This window comes from Arthrobacter sp. Y3221159, from assembly GCF_059089885.1.
Window position 1 is genome coordinate 1 of record NZ_JBNHFC010000009.1, and the last position, 15341, is coordinate 15341.

General features: G+C 60.6%; 17 protein-coding genes and 1 pseudogene. 8 read left to right on the plus strand and 10 right to left on the minus strand.

Annotated elements, in window-relative coordinates; translation table 11 throughout:
- The 3 genes from AC5RT3_RS10625 to AC5RT3_RS10635 all read left to right on the plus strand — a co-directional run.
- A partial coding sequence (locus AC5RT3_RS10625) for a class F sortase (RefSeq protein ID WP_494124106.1) occupies positions 1–534 on the plus strand: 534 nt, incomplete at its 5' end.
- A 53-nt stretch (positions 535–587) separates the two neighbouring features.
- Positions 588–1235 (plus strand): hypothetical protein, encoded by a 648-nt coding sequence (locus tag AC5RT3_RS10630; protein ID WP_494124107.1) that lies wholly within the window; start codon positions 588–590, stop codon positions 1233–1235.
- A gap of 62 nt (positions 1236–1297) precedes the next feature.
- Positions 1298–1738 (plus strand): cupredoxin domain-containing protein, encoded by a 441-nt coding sequence (locus tag AC5RT3_RS10635; protein WP_494124108.1) that lies wholly within the window; start codon positions 1298–1300, stop codon positions 1736–1738.
- On the opposite strand, the gene AC5RT3_RS10640 is transcribed toward AC5RT3_RS10635, so the two are convergent.
- A complete protein-coding gene (locus AC5RT3_RS10640; RefSeq protein WP_494124109.1) occupies positions 1725–2084 on the minus strand; it encodes a sigma factor-like helix-turn-helix DNA-binding protein in 360 nt (119 codons plus the stop codon). The genes AC5RT3_RS10635 and AC5RT3_RS10640 overlap by 14 nt on opposite strands.
- Before the next feature lie 318 nt (positions 2085–2402).
- Between AC5RT3_RS10640 and AC5RT3_RS10645 the strand changes: the two genes are divergently transcribed.
- Positions 2403–2582, plus strand: a complete 180-nt coding sequence (locus tag AC5RT3_RS10645; RefSeq protein ID WP_494124110.1) for a CsbD family protein — start codon at positions 2403–2405, stop codon at positions 2580–2582.
- Positions 2583–2697: 115 nt separating this feature from the next.
- Here the strand turns inward: AC5RT3_RS10645 and AC5RT3_RS10650 are convergent, their stop codons facing one another.
- From AC5RT3_RS10650 to AC5RT3_RS10660, 3 genes are all read right to left on the minus strand, one after another.
- Positions 2698–3249, minus strand: a complete 552-nt coding sequence (locus tag AC5RT3_RS10650) for a hypothetical protein (protein ID WP_494124111.1) — start codon at positions 3247–3249, stop codon at positions 2698–2700.
- A 354-nt stretch (positions 3250–3603) separates the two neighbouring features.
- A complete protein-coding gene (locus AC5RT3_RS10655) occupies positions 3604–4119 on the minus strand; it encodes a hypothetical protein (RefSeq protein ID WP_494124112.1) in 516 nt (171 codons plus the stop codon).
- 90 nt (positions 4120–4209) lie between these two features.
- Entirely contained in the window at positions 4210–4776 is a 567-nt protein-coding gene (locus tag AC5RT3_RS10660) for a recombinase family protein (RefSeq protein WP_494124113.1), read from the minus strand.
- Positions 4777–5530: 754 nt separating this feature from the next.
- Here AC5RT3_RS10660 and AC5RT3_RS10665 point away from each other — a divergent pair.
- On the plus strand, positions 5531–5827 hold the full coding sequence (locus tag AC5RT3_RS10665; protein ID WP_494124114.1) for a hypothetical protein: 297 nt from the start codon (positions 5531–5533) through the stop codon (positions 5825–5827).
- 548 nt (positions 5828–6375) lie between these two features.
- On the opposite strand, the gene AC5RT3_RS10670 is transcribed toward AC5RT3_RS10665, so the two are convergent.
- From AC5RT3_RS10670 to AC5RT3_RS10690, 5 genes and pseudogenes are all read right to left on the minus strand, one after another.
- On the minus strand, positions 6376–7071 hold the full coding sequence (locus AC5RT3_RS10670) for a ParB family protein (protein ID WP_494124115.1): 696 nt from the start codon (positions 7069–7071) through the stop codon (positions 6376–6378).
- Positions 7068–7892, minus strand: coding sequence for a ParA family protein (locus AC5RT3_RS10675; RefSeq protein ID WP_494124116.1), 825 nt, complete (start codon positions 7890–7892; stop codon positions 7068–7070). Before AC5RT3_RS10675 ends, AC5RT3_RS10670 begins: the two co-directional genes overlap by 4 nt.
- 1527 nt (positions 7893–9419) lie before the next feature.
- Positions 9420–11243 (minus strand): MarR family transcriptional regulator, encoded by a 1824-nt coding sequence (locus AC5RT3_RS10680; RefSeq protein ID WP_494124117.1) that lies wholly within the window; start codon positions 11241–11243, stop codon positions 9420–9422.
- 236 nt (positions 11244–11479) lie between these two features.
- On the minus strand, positions 11480–11950 hold the full coding sequence (locus tag AC5RT3_RS10685; protein ID WP_494124118.1) for a hypothetical protein: 471 nt from the start codon (positions 11948–11950) through the stop codon (positions 11480–11482).
- Between the two features lie 52 nt (positions 11951–12002).
- Positions 12003–12123: pseudogene (locus tag AC5RT3_RS10690) on the minus strand (SDR family oxidoreductase); the annotation flags it as partial.
- 233 nt (positions 12124–12356) lie between these two features.
- On the opposite strand from AC5RT3_RS10690, the gene AC5RT3_RS10695 reads away from it, so the two are divergent.
- From AC5RT3_RS10695 to AC5RT3_RS10705, 3 genes are read left to right on the plus strand one after another with little or no spacing between them, the layout of a single operon-like run.
- Entirely contained in the window at positions 12357–12809 is a 453-nt protein-coding gene (locus AC5RT3_RS10695; RefSeq protein ID WP_494124119.1) for a hypothetical protein, read from the plus strand.
- The gene (locus AC5RT3_RS10700; RefSeq protein WP_494124120.1) at positions 12810–13259 is read left to right on the plus strand and encodes a hypothetical protein; all 450 of its coding nucleotides are present in this window, start codon (positions 12810–12812) and stop codon (positions 13257–13259) included.
- Positions 13260–13262: 3 nt separating this feature from the next.
- Positions 13263–14174, plus strand: coding sequence for a hypothetical protein (locus AC5RT3_RS10705; RefSeq protein WP_494124121.1), 912 nt, complete (start codon positions 13263–13265; stop codon positions 14172–14174).
- A gap of 8 nt (positions 14175–14182) precedes the next feature.
- On the opposite strand, the gene AC5RT3_RS10710 is transcribed toward AC5RT3_RS10705, so the two are convergent.
- Positions 14183–15325, minus strand: a complete 1143-nt coding sequence (locus AC5RT3_RS10710) for an alpha/beta hydrolase family protein (protein ID WP_494124122.1) — start codon at positions 15323–15325, stop codon at positions 14183–14185.
- Positions 15326–15341: the final 16 nt, after the last annotated feature.

Here is a 15341-nt window from a genome sequence, read left to right on the forward strand (position 1 = left end):
GCTCCCCCGGCTGCGTCCGCACCGGCCCCTGCTGCCCCCGCGGCGGTCCCGCCAACACAGGCGCTTCCGCCTGTCATGGCCGCGTCGGCCCCTGTCACCCTGACCATTCCCTCGATCACAGTCCAATCCGAGCTTATTCACTTGGGGCTGGAGGAGAACGGCTCCCTGAAAGTCCCGGAAGACACCGGAAGCGGAACACCCGCCAGCTGGTACGACGGCTCCCCCACCCCGGGTGAACGCGGCCCTTCAGTGATCCTGGGCCACGTCAACGCCCTGGGCGGCAACAAGGGCGTGTTCGCGGACCTGCGGAAACTCACCCCCGGCGCTGAAATCAACGTCACACGGGCTGACGGCAGCACCGCTGTCTTCACCGTTGACCGCGGCGCCCTCTATCCCAAAAACAGCTTCCCCACCCTCGAGGTCTACGGCAACACCGACACCGCGGAGCTGCGGCTCATCACCTGCGATGGCTACGACCCCGCCACCGGGGAGTTTGACGACAACTACGTCATCTACGCCACCCTCAAAACCTGACAACGCACCGCCGGTTCCCACTCATCGGGACGGCGGCAAGGACGGACAGAGTTATGAAACAGCGCAAGCCTTTGCTGGCCTCCCTGGCACTGACCGCCCTGCTGCTCTCAGGCTGCGCATCAGCGGCCAGCAGCTCCGTCACCGCACCATCGGAACTTTCCACACCGGCCCCCTCGGCCGCTTCACCCGAAACCGGGCACACCGGCGGTCACGGCGGCGGCCATCACGGGGACAAACCCTCATCCACCGGGGCCACCACCGCTGACGGGCCCAGCGACGCGGCCCTGATGGTCTGCGGGGACCAACCAAAGGACCGGCTCACCGCCATCCTTAACCTCGAGCAGGCCCCGCACACCATCAACGACTGGGCGGACAGCACCTTCACCTGCACCTACCACCTGAACGAAGGCGACCTGGTCATTTCCGTCCAGGAAGCCAAAGACCAGGCCACCGCCTTGAACTACTTCGATGCGATGCAGGCCCTGGCGAAAGACGCCACACCCATTGAAGGGCTCGCGACCCTCGGCTTCCCCGCCTACGAAACCGCCGACGGGTCAGCGGTCTTCCAAAAAGACAACTTCATCCTCCAGGTGGACGCGACCGACCTCCCAACAACACTGGGACCGGACGACATCACCCGAAACGCGCTGGCATACCAGCTCTCCACCACCATCCTCGCCTGCTGGATTGAACACCCCTGACACGCCGGCTTTCGCCGACCAAGGCAGCCGGCACACCGGCGGTTCCCATGAAAGGCTCATCCATGAAAGTAATCACTAGAAGCGGCAGCGTACTCGGACTAGCAGCAGCAGCCGTGCTGGCCCTGTCCGGCTGCGGGGGCATGTCCGGGTCCGGCACGACAGCGGCCCCCACACTGACGGAGCAGTTCCCGTCAGCCCCTGCTGCCACCGCCGAACCGGCTCCGACAGCTTCGGGCACGGGTTCAACAGCGGCGGCGGCGCCGGCCCAAATCCTGATCAAGGGCTTCAAGTACCAGGGTGGGGAAGCTGTGAGTCCCGGAGCGGAAATCACCGTCACCAACGAAGACATCGAAGCGCACACCATCACCGCTGACACCAATAACGCGTTCGACGTCAACACACAGGTCGGCACCACCACTTTCACCGCCCCGACCGAACCCGGGACATACCCCTACCACTGCAACTTTCACGGCAACATGAAAGGCACCCTCACCGTGAAATAGCATCCCTGGGGGTTACCCGTGATGGGTACTTTTTATCGGTGCCTGCCGGGTCCAGTGACTGGCGGAGGCTGCGGAAGCGGTCCTGGATGCGGGACTCAACCGCCGGCAGAGTCAAATTCAGGGTCCCGGCCACTGCCTTGTAGGTCTGCCCATGGAAGTAGGCCAGGGTGATCGCTTCGGACTGGGCGGCGCTGATCGTGGACAGGCTGGCCGGGATTTCCTCATCCTCCACCCTGCGCAAGACCAGCTCTTCGACAGAACCCTGCCCCAGCACCGTGCCCTCGCCGTGATCCCGAGAATCACGCTCAAGACAGACCTGCTCACGTTTCCAGCTCCAACTGTTCAAAGGGAAAGCACTTCACATCTCCCTGAACGGATCCCGGGAACCCTTTCAAAAGCACTGCAAATCAACGCGGGCCGTGCCCACCTTAAACCGATGACCGGATGCAGCCAATCAAACCCGTTACCGCCTTCCCCGCCCCGAATCCTCGTGCTGTCCGGAATTCGAGCAACCAAGGTGTGGCGGCGGAAGCGGTCCCCGGCGACTCACCGGGACACGATTGCTGTGGTGGCACTGGTCCGCCGCTGAAGGTGGGTGGTTACGATGGAAGTACCAGCCCCGCGGGGAGTCCCCGCCGGGGTTTCCGACCGAAGGGATAAGACCATGGGTTTGGGAGATAAGGCCCGCAATGCGGCTGAAAAGCTGCGCGGCAAGGGCAAGGAAACTGCTGGTGAAACCAGCGGCGATGACCGCCTGAAGGCCGAAGGCAAGGGCGATCAGGCAAAGTCGGACCTGAAGCAGGCCGGCGAGAAAATCAAAGACGCCTTCAAGAAAAGGGACTAGAAATTAGGACGCCCGGCTTCCGGAACCAAAAGGCGGAGCGGACCCGTCCCCAGCGGCGGAACCACGCCCCCCGGACCCGCCTTTTCGGGAAAGATCGGGCATTCTACGGACGGGGTCAGAGGTAGGCATTCTTCACCGAGGCCCCGGAGGTCGGCGTGCTCTGGGCAGTAACGCCGGAGCTCCCTGGATCGCGCTCTTCGGCCCCGTCCCCTGCCTCCGATTCGGTTGTCTGAGCCGCTTGTTCCCCGGTGCCCCTGAGGAGTTCCCGGAGTGCTACACCGCCGGTGGCGAGGGCGGCCGCCGCGCCCAGCAGCAACCTCATTCTCCGGCGTCCCTGGCTTGCCTGCTCCACCGGCGGAACAACAGCGGTGGGGGCCCTGCGGGGCGCTTTGGGTGCGACCCGACCCGGTCCTTTCTTCAGCCGTGGCGTCACCCTTTCTACCCCCACGCCCAGTTCCTCGGCCAATCGTCGCAACCTGGTCTGGGCCCGGGGCGAGGCCGCTTCCCGGCCTGTATCCAGTCCCGACACCGCACGCTGCAGCGCGGCAACGACTCCGGGGGTGGCCCACTCCTTCCCCCGCGCCGCCCGGGACGCCACGTTTTCCTGAAGATGGCGGACCTTGGATAAACGGTCCACGCGCTCCGGTGTGCGCTTTGACGTGTACACGGCTACCTCCCGAAAAAGTGAGCGAAATGTCAGCCAAGCCTACGACTCCTGCACCCATCCGGGAACAGGGATTTCCCGACTAAAACTCCGCTTTTGATCCGGTGTGAAAGTGGGCACAGTGACTCCCCTGCTGCCGCTATGCCTAGTCAATGTCAGGGGCTCCTGAGACACTGACTGTCAGGTTGTGCCGTGGCCGGCGCAGCTCGGCGCTGCGGCACAAAAGGGCCTCACTGGTTACGAGACAGGGAGCACTGGCCGTTATTCGCGCCTTGGTATTCGGACTTAGTGCTTGACACCCACAAGCGTGAAAGCCCGCCGCAGTATCCCCAAGCTTCCGTCGTTCTGATCGCGGTATCAGGACGATGTGGTGGGAACTTTGACCATTACCGGAGGTTTCCAGCTTTCGGCGCTGTCACCCTTGCCTGTACGGCGAAGGTCGCCGCTGATGATTGTCACTTCCCTAGTCCGGGCAGCTTCAAGCCAGAGGGCTGTTTCCGGTTCATCAGGGTCGACCTGCCGCGACCACACAAGGTTGTTATCTGCAACCAAGGAAATAAGCCCTTGGGTAGAAACCTGGCATCGTACGCTGCCATCGGCCAGCTGGGCTTTGAGAACAATGTCCTCAACATCACCGTTGCGCACAGGCCTGAAACCGCGTGCCAGCAGATCCTCCGCCATCCAAATACTCCGGTTCTGCTGTTCACCTATCTGCTGGTGGCCTGCCGTTAAGGTCAGAACCGCGTAGTGCAGAACCCCGAAAGAGCCTTCAATTCCGACGACAGTCAGCCGGGCGTCCGGTTTTTCCGTCCCGTGCAACCCCGTGTTCATGATCAGGCCCCTGCCGTTCTTGAAGGGCGTGGGCCCGTCCATGCTCCACACAATAGGCAGCAGTATCAGCAGGCGGAAGACGGTTTATCCATCGATGCGATAATTTGCGTGGATCTTGAGCTGAAAGCGCAGCTAGCCTTCGGAACGGGTTAGCGCCCTGGTCAAAGATGAAACACTGACGCTAAGCCGCTCAGCCGTTTCTTTCAGAGTCTTACCTTCCTTGCGCAACTGCCGGGCCGTTTCCAGTTTTCCCGGTGTCAACGAGCGCGGGCGGCCACCAAGCCGGCCACGCGCTTTCGCTGCGGCCAACCCAGCCTTCGTTCTTTCCGACAGTCGTGACCGTTCGTATTCTGCAAGGGACGCAAACATGTCAAAGATAAGCTTGCCGTGGGCACTGGTCGTATCCAACCAGGGCTCAGCCAAAGACCGAAAGCCTATCCCCCGCTGACCCAGCACCGTGACAATGTCGGCAAGGTCAGCCGTGCTACGGCCCAGCCTCGTCAGGTCCGCGACTAACAGCACGTTGCCCGGCTGCAAGTAATCCAGACAGTCCTTCCACCGCACCCTTGCCTGGGTAGCACCGGACGCGTACTCCTGAAAGACCCTGACTGCTCCCGCCGCCACCAATGCGTCAACCTGTGAATCGAGCGATTGACCGCGAGTACTGACCCTCGCATAGCCGATTATGTTCCTTGACACGTCAAAAACCCTCCACTCCCCCTTTTGACCGCCTTTCTTTTCGAAAACCAGTTTTGACTAACAGTAGAAGGGCTTTCGGAGGCAAATCAGGAGGCTGGCCGAGTGTCGGTCAGAAACGGTCGTTATTGACTAGGCCCCTGCTCCGACTCCGAACAGCCCGGGAACAAGTCCGATCGGCCTCTCCCCCATCTGCCGGGGACCACACACCCAACAAACGGTCAATTTGACGGCCCCGTTGCGTCGTGAGGGAGCCCAGCAAATTAGGTAAGAGTTCCCCTTACAGTAGTGTGCCAAGCCGAGTAGATTGAGCTGCCGGAGTCCTGGTGCAGTTATTTACTCGTATTGCGGGGACGCGCTTGGGGCCCCTGTCATGCCGCCCGATGTCGGGCTGGCGCCCTAATCTTTTTTGACGCATGAAGGTGACAGCCTTGTTGAAACACAACGTCTCGCTTGTCGCCGCGCTCCTCCTCACTGCGAGGCCAGCGCCTGAGAACTGTTAAAACGGTTCAGCGGCCTTTGCGCGACAAACCCAGCTTTCGAAAGCTCATCCCTTTCAACTGACCACTGAAATAGGGGGTTTTGACCGTTGACCCTCTCTTAATGGCCAGAGGATACTGAGATCAGCTCGCTTCGCTGGGACGCTGGATTACTACAATCAGCCAATCAATTTAGGGAATCACCATGCGTCTCATTCGAGCCCTGACCCGTAAATTCCTCAACGAGTCCCCAGCCACCTCAGTGAGGAGACACTGACATGAGACGGCTTACCCGGATCGCGCTCACCGGAATGGTGGGCCTCGGCCTCGCCCTTAATGCACAGCCGGCCTTGGCCAAGCATGACAACGGCGAGGGCGTGCACCGTCCTCGACCAATACCTCCTGCCGAACCGAGAGGGTTGTACAACAGCGGGCAGCTCGAGTGTACGGTGGAATACATCAACGGTGTACCGAACTTCACGTGTCCGTCTGCGGACAACCGCCCGGAGGAAGCTGCGTTTCCCCGCACCGGTCCGGGCAACCAATTCACCGGGGGCAATAACCCGAACGACTGATCCTGCTACGAAAGCCAACTGGACCGGAGACAAACGCTAGCCCGCGCGCAGAAGCCCTTCCCCCAGCAAAGGCGAAGCTGGCAAGAATTGCACTGCTGGATCCCACGCCCCTAGCAAGACTACTTACTGGAGGGTCTCCACGTATGGCTAAACCGGGAGGCGGGACGGCTGCAAAACGCTCATGAGCTAGACAAAAACCAGCGTTTTCAATTTGCCCGAAAAAGAAAGTGACAGCGGAGCTTGGTAAGCCACCGGCGCAAAGTTGTCCCCATGGTTCGCGAACGAGGCCCAAAAACGGTCGTTATAGAGCACCCTTGGAAACGGCTAAAAAGCAGGGTGCAATGCCACTCGTAGTCAAAGGCCGCCTCCACTTTGCCAGTGGAGCCCGGCCGGCCCGGGCGACAACAGCTACCACGAGGAGCGCTTCACCCGCCTCCTGATCGAGGGTGAAGCGAACGTCGACGTGATCGTCCATCGTCAACGAGACCCTTGACGAGGGCGCCTGGTAGTCCGGCCACTGGACCGGGCCACACCAGGACCCATCCCGCTTAGGTCTCCAACGGCCTGCCCCTGGGAACGCTTCCGGGGTCGGCAGTGAACCGGTCGCCGTTGTTGTACTGCTGTTCGAGTGCTTCCACTTCACGTTCGACGGCAGCGAGGATGAAATCGGACAGCGTCCTGTGGGCGGTCAGGTGACGGGTCGCCATGTACGCGGACCGCATTCGAGAACCGGACTCCATGGACTGGAAGAAGCTGGTCTTCCGGTACACCTTCTTCTCCGGTGCCGGCGGCTCCGGTGCCGGCTGGCGGAGCTGGACTTGCTGGGGCTGGTACTGGGCCGGCTGGTAGGCCATCGGCTGCTGTGCTGAGGGTGCCGGCTGGACATACGCCTGCTGGGGCAGGACGTATGCCTGCTCAGGCGCTGCCTGCTGTACCGGCATCTGCTGTTGCGCATGTTGGATCTGCTGGACGGGCGGCTGCGGGGCTGCAGGCTCCTGGACCGGCTGCTGCTGGGCTGGAGCTGCCGGCGCCTCCACCACTCGCTGCGCAGGTGTCGGCGTTTCAGGCTCGGGAGGTGCTTCGGGGACGGCTTGCAGTGCCGCCGGCATCGGGTCATCCGAGCGGGTCATGTCGGCGATAACGCTGGTACTGCGAGCTTTCTTCAGGCCGCTCTTCCTGCGCAGGCTGTCCAGAGCGGTTGGAGTGCCGCCCCTCTCCGGGGCCGGTCCCGGTCGTGCGCTCATGACTGTGCACCTTTCCAGATGTTGGTAGCCAGCTGCACCAGGTCCGCACGGTGAGGAGCCGCTTCCGATCCCCAGGAACGCAAGGGTTGGGACGCGGCCTGCGCCTTCGCGAAAACTTCGCGGTCCTGAAGCATTGGCTCCAGGACCAGCTCCCCGAAGTTGGCGTTTACTTTTTCGATCCAGTGCATCTGGTCGGCACGCTTCTTCTGTTTGTTGATGACAACGCCAAGAAGCTCGATGTTCTCGTTCAGGTTCTCCTGTACCTCGGAGATGGTGGTGACGATCTCCGAGAGTCCCTCTACAGAGGCGACCCGGGGTTCGGTGACGAGCAGCGCGTGTGTGGCGGCCGTCAGTGCGTTAACCGTCAGGATGCCCAGGGACGGGGCACAGTCAATGAGGACGATGTCGTACTCGTCGGCGACCCCCTTCAGGGCAATTCGAAGCCGGTGCTCCCGGGCCATCATGGAGTCACGTTCCCGGGATGCCAGGTTGCGCTCGGACGCGATCAGGTCCAACTGCGGGAAGTTCTCCTTCCTGTCGGCCCGGGGCTGCCAGGCCTCCCCCGCCGCCATGATGGCGTCGCCGGCAACGCCTGGCATGATCTTCTGGTTGTTCGACTCGTCACCATAGAGGACGTCATTGAGGGTGAACTCCGGGTCGGTCACGCCCAGCGCGGAGGTCACGTTGTACTGGGGGTCGGCATCGATGACCAGGACCTTCTTGCCCAAGGTCCGGGAGAAGACCTCAGCCAGGCCGGTCACTAACGTCGTCTTGCCGACGCCGCCCTTTTGGTTGCAAACGGCGATAATGATTGCCGACATGTCTGGGGGTACCTTCCGTTGCACTGCTTGTTCTATACGGCGCGGCCAAGAAGGCCCACATGTGGCGGGAACTCGTCAGGCCGGCATCCGATGACATCACAGTAGCCGGGCCGGGTTCTGGGGCCGGGGAGGCGCGCGGGAGTGTCGCGCAAATGCCACCTTTCACGTCAACTCCCTCATTGGAGCAAATAGAGCCATAAGCGCAGACCGCGCAAAAAGTATAAATACCACTATTCCCGCAAGAGATGGCATTTGCGGATATGTCTCTTGTCCCAGCATGTGCTACCAAAGTGCCATATGCGCATATAGTTCCATTATGCCCCGAGCAGGGGTAGTCGTTGGATCATCCCCAGGGCAGGAACCGCGCCAGAAACATAATGGATCCATTTGCGACGTACCTTTGTAACACAACCGTGCCAGGGTAACCCCGAGCGAAGAAAGACCTCCATACAAGGCATGCGCAATTGGTACCAATTCCCTTCGTGGCCTCACGGCTCCCCGGACGGAGGACCTCATTGCGACATAAGGTGACATTTCCGTAGAACCCAGCAATCGCCCGAGTTCGGTATTGGTGGTATTCGCTCCGATTGTAGTCCGGCACCAGCGCCGTGAAGCGAGAAGCATATGCGCAAACGCCTCCAATGCTGGCATGGGAGAAAAAGGTACGAAGCGAGCTTCTAGCGCAAAGGCTTCTATACTCGCATAAGGAGGTATTACTTCTAATGGCGGTATTTCCTCTCACGTCTCACGTGTCGCAAAAAGGGGAGTATGCGGATTAGGTGGTATTTGCGACCGCCACCTCACCCCAGCCGGTTCGTTCACCGACCGCACGCCAGGTTGGGGCCGCTGCGTGGACTAGCCAAGTCGCCGGCCAGGGGAAACCACCGACTTGCCCCACGATCATCTCCCGGCGTCGCCAGCCAGCACGCACTGGACCAGTTGCCCCCTCCCCGAGAGGCATGCGAATCGGAACGTCATCCTTTGGTCATTTACGACCGGCCCTCGGTCGCTTTATCTGCTGTCACGGGTCTTGCGGGAAAACCTCGCAAATGGTTCCTTTTGCGGTTCGCGCCAATGGTTCCATTTGCGGCCGGATGCTATCGGCACTGATCCGCACGCCCCTGTGCAAGGACCGTCGGAGTAGGGGAGAAGAGTGGATCACCGCACCCTGGCTTATCGGCCAGACGGCCCCGGAGGCGATATTGCGGTCCAAAGCGTCGGCAAGCGACTGTCTCTCCATTGCGGGGGAGGGGAGTCGCGCTCGAATGGTTCCATTCCGCTAATGCAACCATTTGGGGTTCGTGCCGGGGGAGTGAGGGAGGTGAGTCAGAGAAGCAGCGCCGGGGACTCTGGATTTCCGAACGCTTTGAGGTTGGATCAGAAGAGGGGGCAGCGGCCTGCCCGGGCCATGCCGCTGCTAAGCGCAAATGGTGCCTTTGCTCAAATGCCACCTTTTCGGATGCCCGGCCTAGTGCGGGGGAGGGGCGGACCAACTGCCAGAAACCCGTTGCTTGGGTCTGGCCTGAATCATCCTGTGCGTCGGAACGCTATATCGGAGAGGGTCCAGTCGTCAGGTGGGCCCTCGAAGGTTTCCCACGGGTAGTCGTCGTCTGGGGAGAGGAGCTCGGCGACGGTGTTGACGTTCTTGGCCAGCCATTCCCGCCAGATGATCCGGTCCTGACGGTACCGCTGGATCTGCGCCTCGACGGCCTCCAGGACGCCGAACTGTTCGGCGAGCTGTTTAAGCGACGTCCCTGCCACGATTGACCAGGCTCGGCCGGCTCCGCGGGCGATCAAATTCCACGCGGCCAGGACTTCCAGCGCTTCATGGACGGCGGACCTAGACAGCCTGGTAGCCCGCACGATGTCCGATGTTGACAAGGCGGGGGAGTGCTCCAGCGCTTCGTAAACGAACGCAGCGGGCAAGCCCAGCTCACGGAACACCGGGCGCAGGGCGTGGATCTTCCCTTTCTGCCAGGTCGCGTCCTCAGCTGCCGTTTTCAGCTCTTCGGGGACGGTCAGCATGTAAAGGTCGCCCTTGGTTCCCCTGGCTTCTTCCACCAGCGTGACCAGGGGATCTTTCTCGGCTCGCAACGCCCTGAGATGCAGGGCAACGGTGGTGTGGTCCAGGCCGGTGGCAACGGCGATGGACCGGATCCCAAATTCAACAAAGCGGGAAGCTGTCATATGGGCTGCCTCCCCCAGGGCCCTCAGAACCATCCGTCGCGCCATCCCAGTCCTGGATTCCTGGTAGTTCACCTCCCTGATCCTGAGGGCGTTGCGCCAGGTTCGGATGAACCGATGCTCTGCATCGGGATTTGAAATCCGATGGGACTCCTTAGGTCCTGCCGCCTGTGTAGTTGGCGGGCTTGTGGGGGATCTGCGGACATTGTTATTCGGTTCGTCATTGGCAGGATTTTTACTGAGGTAGCTGAGGGCGCTCATCCAGTCGCGGCGAAGGGACGGGAGCCGGTGGCGGGCCGCGTAGCGTGCGTAGAAGGAGGCCAGGCCGGGCCAGGTGCCTTGGAGCATCCGGCGTTCAACATCCACAAGGGCGAGGCCGGCGGCCGCGGCGCTGAGGACGATGGCCTGGCGCGCGTCGGAGTCTGAGGCGTACCTGGTGGTGTCGTACAGGCCAGTCTGGGCGAGGACCTGCATTGCCCGAGACATGCGACCGACTGGCTGCTCGGTGGCGGGTGCATCCCATGTCGCCGGGGTAAAAGTCTCCTCCAGACGGAGTGCCCTGACGGCTTTGATTTCGGCGCTCAAGTCCTTGGTCATGGCGGCCCATACGGAGGCGCTGTTGGGCCGGCGGGCGATGTCGTAGGCCATGGATAGGCTCATTGCGAGTTCCTGGTGGCCGCCTCGTTTGTGCGGTGAGCCGGGTGTTCGCATGCAGCCGTGGAGCAGGTTCTGGTGCGGGGTCTTGTCCAGGCTCCGGTACCGAGTACCCAGCGCTTCGACAAGATCCCGCGCTTCAGAGAACGTGACCCGCTGCGCCAGGGGGATGTAGACGTGGCGGCCGCCGTTGGGAGAGTAGTCCTCAATCCAGCGGGCTCCGACCGAGTGCAGCCATGTTTGGACAGCGCGGACATCGGCCTGAACCCCGTCCTGCCCTGCTACCCCCGAGTCGAAGTCAAGGAAGATCGCCGCACATGTGCCGTCTTTGCCGAAGATCCTAACTGCCGCAGGAACAGATGGAAGAGCCTCGGTGAGGTTTCGTTCGTGTTTTTGCGGATAGGACCTGCCTGCGTCCTTAGAAAGCCGAACCCGCGGCTGACCTGCGAGCACAGGTGCAAGGGCGGCCCACGCCTCTGCGGGGGAGCATGATGAGGAGAGGTTGCGCGACACGCCAGCGACAGATATGGCTGGCGACGCACACGGGAGTCCATGTACGATGAGAACAATCCTTTCGGGGAGAGTTGCTTGAGAGGCAATGAAAAGGGACCGATCTTGGCGGATCGGTTTTGTTACACAAATGAAGCCCTGTCAAGGACTTCCAAACGATTCGCGGACTGTTCGCCGGCAAGCATCCCAGTTCGTGAATCAGAAGCTTCGAAGGCCCGCCTCGTGCGGGCCTTCAACTTTTAAGAAGCTAAGCGGCCAAGCGGCAACTCCTCCTGCTGAACGATTGCGTGAAGCCTAGTGTTGGCCAGGCGTTCTTCGACCACATCGGACAGCCAGTCGCTGACGTACTGGTACCCCTCCGCTTTTGCAATTTCCTCCATTGCATCGGCCTTCGGGGTAGCGATGCGGAATCCGACAAATTTGCGGTCGCCCTTAGAGCGCCTGCCTGTACGAGTAGTTGGAGCCATCATCCCTGTCCTTTGAACTACGGCAACCGTGGCTGCCTTTACTTCAATAGAGTGGTCGAGCCGAATTCTTTGTGGCCCTAAGGAGCGAAATGCTGGACCTTTCAGCTCCTCTGAAACTGAAACTACCACCGAGAACTTCCACGCCTCGGCATTGAAACAGAAACAGTTCCTGGCGTGTTGAAACGGAAACAGCTCTGCGCGCCCCGGCGCTTGCCCCAACCGCTGGGCCGGGACGGCGTACATGATGGCATCTGCAACGCGACCTTAGCGTGGACAAGCTTTTCGTCTCTGTGACGTGGTAGCCGCCGTCGACGTGGACTATTTCGCCTGTGGTTGCTGGGAACCAGTCCGACAGTAGGGCTGCGCCCGGCCTTTGCCATAAGCGGCAGATCTGTTCTGTCCCCGCCCAAGGGTGCCCCCCATACCCCCTTCCGCGCTCTCTATGCGGTCAATGACTGCCACCGTGAAGTTGTCTAATTGTTCCTTCAAAAGCCCCAAGCAAGCGACAGACTACATACATGCTCCGCACATGTACAACTCATTGCCTGTACCGTCCGGAAGTCATCGGGTAACATTTTGAGTCAGCTGCCCGCCTGCTCTGTGTTGGCGGCCTACACAAGTGGCTGAGCTTGGCTAAGGAGCTGTATAGATGGCAAATGGGGGCCGCAGCGTGTTTCTTACGCAGCAACAGAAGAAAGAGCGGCTAGCCGATCGCATGGGCATCCTGGTGGATATCTGGGAGGCAGATAACAACACTGCGCTCACTTACCCTCATGTCGAAGAAGCACTTTCCGCCCACGGAATCCACCTGTCACGGACACGGTGGTCCTACTTGATCAATGGCACTGGCAGCCTGGTGACAGATCAGGAACTGCTGAAGGGCATAGCCGAGTACGTTTTTGCTGTACCAGCCAGTTATTTGTGTGATCTCAACAGTGAAACTCCTCCTGAAGTAGAAGCTCGCATGGAGTTCCTTGTGCAGATGCGGAAGCTAAAAGTGAAGAACTTTGCGGCGCGAAACCTGGGGGCCACCTCGCCGGAAATGCTGAGGACGATCACCAGGATTATCGATGCATCGATAAACGGCGAAGAGGAAGAGTGAATGGTTCTCCCGCCGGTCGTGGAAAAGGTCCAGGAGTTATGCGGAGATGGCACGACGTCGATGAGAGAAGTTGTCGAGCGCTTGGCCGTGATCTGTGAGAAGCCGATCAATCTGATCGAGTACAAGGAGTCCTGGGGTGCGCTGACGGCCTTCAAAGCCGAATTTGAAGATCGCATCAACGTCTATTTCCCGCCGCAGAAGTCCCGGCAATACAAGCTCCACTGCATCTATCACGAGCTCGGACACATCTATCTGGAGAGCTTTCGCCTTTCCCTGGCTCTGCCGGATCTCTCTGAAGAAATGCTGAGGGAAACCGCGGACGCAATTAGTGTCACCTGCCGGTCCGTCCCGAATCATCCTGTCGAACGGTGGGTGGAGGATTTCGCATTCGAGATGTCGAAGAAGACCCGTGCACGCAGTTCGTCCGAGCCTGATCCCTTCCTCAGCTAGACCATGAAACTGTTGCTCTTCGCACTGCTGAGTGCCCTATGCCTCCTTCGGATCCCTTCGGCGGTGAAGGTGGCAGAATCCCGGGCGTCGTGGCTGGCATCGATGTTCGGCCTCGCGGCGCTCTATGTCCTGGGAACGGTTACACCGCTGGTGGTTATCGACAGCTACCTCGGTGGCGTCAACGTGACGAACCTGCTTCAAGCCATCTTCGCGCTACTAGCGATCTTCTTCTTCAACGACAGCGTGCGGCGGTTAGCGAACGTACCAGTCAGAGGGACTTACTACGCTCCATTGCTGAGCATTCCCATCATGATTGTCAGCTTCGCCCTGATTGAGGACAAAGCTCCAACCTCTGCGGACTTCATTGATTTCCGCATGGACCAGCTCGCAACTGCCACATACAGCGGCACGTACATGCTCGCGTTGTTGTTCACCGTGCTCAGGATCATCTACATGCTTCGGCACAAGGCGAGGGGCCTGTATGCAACATTCTCAGCAGGGCTGCTCGTCGTTGCGGCGGCTTGTTCGTGCCACATTGCATACGTGGTGCTGTTCCATTTCTCGCCCTGGGACGACTTCGCCCAGGCGGTCGGATCTTGGTTTGACCGCCTTTTCTATTTAGGCCTCTCGGTGACGGCTGCGGGGTGGCTGATTCTTTTCCTGTCGAAGCAGCTCCCGAGGCTGCGGCTTTGGATGATCGATGCTCTCTGGCTTACCGCGTTGAGGATCCGGTTTAATGCAGATCAATCCCGCGTCAGTCCGACGTGGGACCTTTTCAATGAAACGCTCGAAAATGGGGTCTACAAAAGCCTCATCGTTCTCCACAACTACCAGCGGGGGAACATGACGACGTTCCCGGAGTCTGTTGAGGGCAGAATCAGCCACATTGAGGCCAAGCTGGACGCGCAGACCTAGCCCCTTGCTCAATTCAAGATCGTTTTGCTGATCCAACTCGTGAGTTCGTTGGTGAAGATACGAGGCGAGGCATTCCACTCCTGGGTATGGTGCGCCTCAGGTAAGGGAATCAGGGTAACGGTGTCAGGATTCGCGCGTTGGAACGCAGCCGAGATCTCCCAGGGAACCTCTTGATCTGCGCTGGAGTGCAAGACCAGCGTCGGGACTGCCACCCGGTTAGGCACGTCGACCCATTCAAGTGCATTGAAGTTGATCGGTTCCTCCAGCCCGAGCATCCTCGCGAATGGGGGAGCCTGCAGCAGGGACATGACAAGGCCGGCCCCGACCGCCGGCACGCCTGCCCGCGCCGCCCCCGCTGTGATGGTCTTACGCCAGCTCGTGACCGGCCCTACCAAGACGATCCCGACGATCCGGTCCCGGTAGGCGCTGCGCTCCGCTGTGAGCAGTGCGATCGTCCCACCCATTGACCAGCCCGAGAGGATGATTCGCCTCGCTCCATGAGCCACGGCGTAGACCACAGCGCTTTCCACGTCACGCCATTCGGTTTGCCCAAGGTGGCTCGATTCGGCCTGTGGCGGGCTGACCTCCAGGTCGCTGCGGAATGAGGGCACCAAGGAGGTGAATCCCAAGGGGCTGAAGGCGTGGACGTCCCGGAACATGATCGAGCGGTCGGTCCAGCTGCCATGGATATGGATCACCCATGTGTCCGCGTTCTTACCTTCGAATAGCCATGCCGGCGCCGCACCGTAGACGGTGGGGATGTGTACCTCTTCAAACCGCCCGGCCACCGCAGAGGGTTCAAAGAACACGTCGGGGGTCCAATCGACCACCGGTCCCAAAGTCACCGGCCCGGACCCCGTCGGATAAATTCGGCGCTCCACGAACTTTTGATCCTCGTCGATCAGGGTGATCTCGCCGACCCTGGTGTAGCGCTCGGCCGCAGGGTCGAACACGGCGAAGTCGCCGTGGGCTTTGGTGTAGTCATCCAAGTCGATGCGGACTCTGCGGCCGTCATCTGTCAGCTCGGCGCGACGGTAATCCTTTGGGCCCCGTCTCACGATTTTGCGGGCCATGATGATCGCGAATCCGAATAGTGAGCCCGCGGGTACGAGGAACGCCAGGCAGGCAAGGGCATGCCTTGTCGTCAGCATCAGGTCTCACCCTCCA

Coding starts and splice junctions, on each gene's coding strand:
- AC5RT3_RS10685 (WP_494124118.1), bottom strand. CDS start 11,950: ATGTACGCCGTCCCGGCCCAGCGGTTGGGGCAAGCGCCGGGGCGCGCA.
- AC5RT3_RS10670 (WP_494124115.1), bottom strand. CDS start 7,071: ATGAGCGCACGACCGGGACCGGCCCCGGAGAGGGGCGGCACTCCAACC.
- AC5RT3_RS10675 (WP_494124116.1), bottom strand. CDS start 7,892: ATGTCGGCAATCATTATCGCCGTTTGCAACCAAAAGGGCGGCGTCGGC.
- AC5RT3_RS10630 (WP_494124107.1), top strand. CDS start 588: ATGAAACAGCGCAAGCCTTTGCTGGCCTCCCTGGCACTGACCGCCCTG.
- AC5RT3_RS10655 (WP_494124112.1), bottom strand. CDS start 4,119: ATGGACGGGCCCACGCCCTTCAAGAACGGCAGGGGCCTGATCATGAAC.
- AC5RT3_RS10710 (WP_494124122.1), bottom strand. CDS start 15,325: ATGCTGACGACAAGGCATGCCCTTGCCTGCCTGGCGTTCCTCGTACCC.
- AC5RT3_RS10700 (WP_494124120.1), top strand. CDS start 12,810: ATGGTTCTCCCGCCGGTCGTGGAAAAGGTCCAGGAGTTATGCGGAGAT.
- AC5RT3_RS10645 (WP_494124110.1), top strand. CDS start 2,403: ATGGGTTTGGGAGATAAGGCCCGCAATGCGGCTGAAAAGCTGCGCGGC.
- AC5RT3_RS10635 (WP_494124108.1), top strand. CDS start 1,298: ATGAAAGTAATCACTAGAAGCGGCAGCGTACTCGGACTAGCAGCAGCA.
- AC5RT3_RS10665 (WP_494124114.1), top strand. CDS start 5,531: ATGAGACGGCTTACCCGGATCGCGCTCACCGGAATGGTGGGCCTCGGC.
- AC5RT3_RS10695 (WP_494124119.1), top strand. CDS start 12,357: ATGGCAAATGGGGGCCGCAGCGTGTTTCTTACGCAGCAACAGAAGAAA.
- AC5RT3_RS10705 (WP_494124121.1), top strand. CDS start 13,263: ATGAAACTGTTGCTCTTCGCACTGCTGAGTGCCCTATGCCTCCTTCGG.